This is a genomic window from Kocuria salina, assembly GCF_013368965.1.
In the GTDB taxonomy this organism is placed as follows: domain Bacteria; phylum Actinomycetota; class Actinomycetes; order Actinomycetales; family Micrococcaceae; genus Kocuria; species Kocuria rosea.
This window is the reverse complement of the sequence record NZ_SSSF01000035.1, coordinates 1-3,202: the sequence shown is the minus strand read 5'-3', so window position 1 is coordinate 3,202 and position 3,202 is coordinate 1. Positions and strand designations below refer to the sequence as shown.

At 70.0% G+C, this 3,202-nt stretch carries 3 protein-coding genes; all 3 read left to right on the top strand.

Annotation, left to right across the window (positions count from 1 at the left end; all coding sequences use genetic code 11):
• The first annotated feature begins 194 nt into the window (after positions 1–194).
• The 3 genes from E7Z53_RS19790 (at position 195) to E7Z53_RS19780 (ending at position 3,149) form a co-directional block, all read left to right on the top strand.
• A complete protein-coding gene (locus E7Z53_RS19790) occupies positions 195–1,322 on the top strand; it encodes a tyrosine-type recombinase/integrase (RefSeq protein WP_176338689.1) in 1,128 nt (375 codons plus the stop codon).
• Complete coding sequence (locus E7Z53_RS19785; RefSeq protein ID WP_176338688.1) at positions 1,315–1,674, top strand: helix-turn-helix domain-containing protein; 360 nt, start codon at positions 1,315–1,317, stop codon at positions 1,672–1,674. The genes E7Z53_RS19790 and E7Z53_RS19785 overlap by 8 nt, the downstream gene beginning before the upstream one ends.
• Before the next feature lie 74 nt (positions 1,675–1,748).
• On the top strand, positions 1,749–3,149 hold the full coding sequence (locus tag E7Z53_RS19780; RefSeq protein ID WP_217905984.1) for a Fis family transcriptional regulator: 1,401 nt from the start codon (positions 1,749–1,751) through the stop codon (positions 3,147–3,149).
• The last annotated feature ends 53 nt before the right edge of the window (positions 3,150–3,202 follow it).

Here is a 3,202-nt window from a genome sequence, read left to right as displayed (position 1 = left end):
TTATCGGCGCTTAAGTAGGACGAGTAGAAACAGATGCGAGAACTCGTCCCACTCTGCCTACAGGCGTCTGCCCAGGCGGCAACAGGGTCCACGGCGGACCGGTTGGGTCGTCGAGCTCGGGACGCCGGCGTCGTCCGTGCAGGCCAGCACGGAGAACTCTCGTTTAATGAGAGATTCGCGCGTACGGTGTAGCCATGGAACGGCTTCCGGGGCACGTGCCGGGGTTCTTGGTCGATCACAGTGTGGGGTTGCTGCGGGCCGAGGACCGCGTGTTCGAGGCAATGCTGGACGGGTGGCGGGCCCAGCAGCTGGCCCGTGGGCTGACGCCGGCGTTCATCCTCTCTTCGTGCCGACTGGTGGCCCGGTTCCAGGAGCACACCAACGAGTACCCGTGGCGCTGGTCGGCCCATCACCTGGACGAGTTCCTGGCCGATCGGCGCAGCCGGGACCGCCCCGTGAGCCTGGCGACGCTGCGGGCCAATGCCGGGGCGATCCGGATGTTCTGCACCTATCTCACCGACCCCCGGTACGGCTGGGCGGGTTTCTGCGAGCAGGTCTTCGGGGACGTGCCGACCCAGGTGGTCTTCGAGTGGAACGCTCCCCGGCACCGGGTCGATGACGCGGTGCCCCCGGCGCGCCGGTCGTTCACCAAGGTCGAACTGCAGCGCTTCTTCGACACCGTCGATGATGTGGTCGACGCCGAGTACGCCAAGGGATCCAAGCGGTGGCTGCCGGCGCTGCGGGACTCGATCGCGTTCAAGGTCGCCTACGCCTACGGGCTGCGCCGCCGGGAGCTGGCGATGCTGGAGTACGTCGACTTCGGCCCCAACCCGCACGTACCCGCCTACCAGGGCTTCGGCGCGGTGCAGGTGCGCTGGGCCAAGGGTGTGGCCGGGTCGGGGCCGCGCCGGCGCACCGTGCTCACCGTCCCGGAGTTCGACTGGGTGGTCGGGCTCCTGCAGTTCTGGCTCTCCCCCGCCGGCCGCCCACGTTTCGCCACCGCGGACCGCTCGGCCCTGATGTGGCCCTCGGAACGGGCCGGGGCCGCGGCCGTGCGCAGCTTCGACCGGTCCTTCCAGCAGATCCGCCAGCTGGCGGAGCTGCCCGAAGAGCTCTCCCTGCACGCGTTGCGCCACTCCTACGTGACGCACCTGATCGAGGCCGGTTACGACCCGTTGTTCGTCCAGCAGCAGGTCGGGCACAGCTACTCCTCCACCACCGCGCTCTACACCTCAGTCTCGGCCGACTTCAAGCACAAGACCGTGCAGAAGATGATCGCCGCCCGGCTCGCCACCACCGATAAGGAGGTCCCTGATGCCTGAACAGCGCCGCATCGGCTACCGCTGGAACCTGCGGAAAGTCATGGCCGAACGCAACCTGTGGAAGACCACCGAGCTGATCCCGCTGCTGCGCGCCCGCGGGATCAACCTCTCCAACGCCCAGGTGCACCGGCTGGTCACGGCTACCCCGGAACGGATCCCGGCGCGCACCTTCGCCGCACTGTGCGACATCCTGGACTGCTCCCCCAACGACCTCTTCGAGCCCTACCTCGAGCTGCGCGCCGCTGCCACCGCCAACGCGCCGGCCCGCCCCGAGGACATCGGCATCACCCCGGGGAAGCCGATGGCCCGCCGCATCCACCTGGTGCCCGAGGAGACCGACGAGTCCCCGTGAGCAGACCCCGCCCACCCAGTGACCCGGTGACCTGGCCGACCCCGTGCGCCCGCTGCCGGGGCCATCACCAGATCGTGGTCACCTGGCCCGACGGGCCTGTGTGCCGCTACTGCTATCAGGCGGCCAAGCGCACCACCGGCACCTGCGCCTGCGGCCACACAGGCGTGCTGCCCGGCCGCCGCGACGGGCACCCAGCCTGCCGGGCCTGCACCCACATCAGCCTGAAACTCGACTGCCTCACCTGCGGGACTGAGGCCGAACTGCACTCCCACGGGCAGTGCTGGGCCTGCGTGCTGGCCACCACCGTAGACAGGCTGCTCACCAACCCGCACCACCAGCAGATGCACCCGGCCCTGGCCCCGGTGGCCACCGCACTGAAGACGATGAGCCGCCCCAACAGCGGGCTGACCTGGCTGAACCAGCCCCACGTCACCGCCTTCCTCACCGACCTCGCCGCCACCCCGATCATCACCCACGAGGCCCTCGACGAGCTGCCGGCTTCTCGCACCCGCGACTACGTCCGTGGCCTGCTCGTCGCCCACGGCGCCCTACCGGCCCGGGACGAACTGATCGTCCGCTACGACGCCTGGGCCATCACCGCACTGACCCGGGTCAGCACCGACGACCACCGTGAGGTCCTCCGACGGTTTATCCGCTGGCACCACCGACGCCGGCTGCAGGCCATGACACCGGTGCCCTACGGCGCGTTCCTGCGCGCCAAGCAGTCCGTCACGGTGACCATCGACTTCCTCAACTGGCTCACCGACCACGGGACCCGGCTACCGGAGTTGCACCAAGCCCATCTGGACCGGTGGCAGGCTCACGGGCCCAGCACCGGCGAGATCGCCATCGGCTTCCTGGGCTGGGCCATCGACTCCCAGCTCGTCGACCCCGCCCTGACCATGACACCCCACCGCCGCGGCACCAGCCCCAGACTCAGCCTTCCCGACCAGCACCGAGCCATCGACCTCGTCACCGTCAGCGGCGACCTGCCGGCCCGCGACCGCGCCGCGGCGATCCTCGTGCTCGTCTTCGGCCAGCAGATCGAAGACGTCGTGAAGTTGACCTGGCAGGACGTCACGGTCACCGACGAGCTGGTCACCATCGTCCTGGGCGCCGACCCGATCGCCCTGCCCGCCCCACTCGACGGGCCCTGGCGCGCCCTGGCGGCCGCACCCGGCCACGACACCACCGCAGCGCACCCCAACAGCCCGTGGGTCTTCCGCGGCAGCGTTCCCGGCCAGCACCTGCACGCCGGGCACCTCAGGAACCGGCTGAGGACCCAATTCAGCGCCCGGGCGGCCCGGCTGGGCACCCTGCACGAGCTCACCAAGCTCGCCCCCGTGGCGATCATCGCCGACGCCCTCGGCTACGCCCCCACCACCATCGCCCACCACGCCACCGACTCCTCGGCCGGCTACGCCCAGTACATCGCGGCCATCCGTGCCACCCAGGGCCTGGAGCCAACGTCCTGATCCACCCCACCAGAGGCCTACTCGTCCCCCTTCAACACGTCTCGCTACCGGCC

Excerpts from the sequence above, each read along its gene's own strand:
- E7Z53_RS19790 (WP_176338689.1), top strand. The coding sequence starts at position 195 with ATGGAACGGCTTCCGGGGCACGTGCCGGGGTTCTTGGTCGATCACAGT.
- E7Z53_RS19785 (WP_176338688.1), top strand. The coding sequence starts at position 1,315 with ATGCCTGAACAGCGCCGCATCGGCTACCGCTGGAACCTGCGGAAAGTC.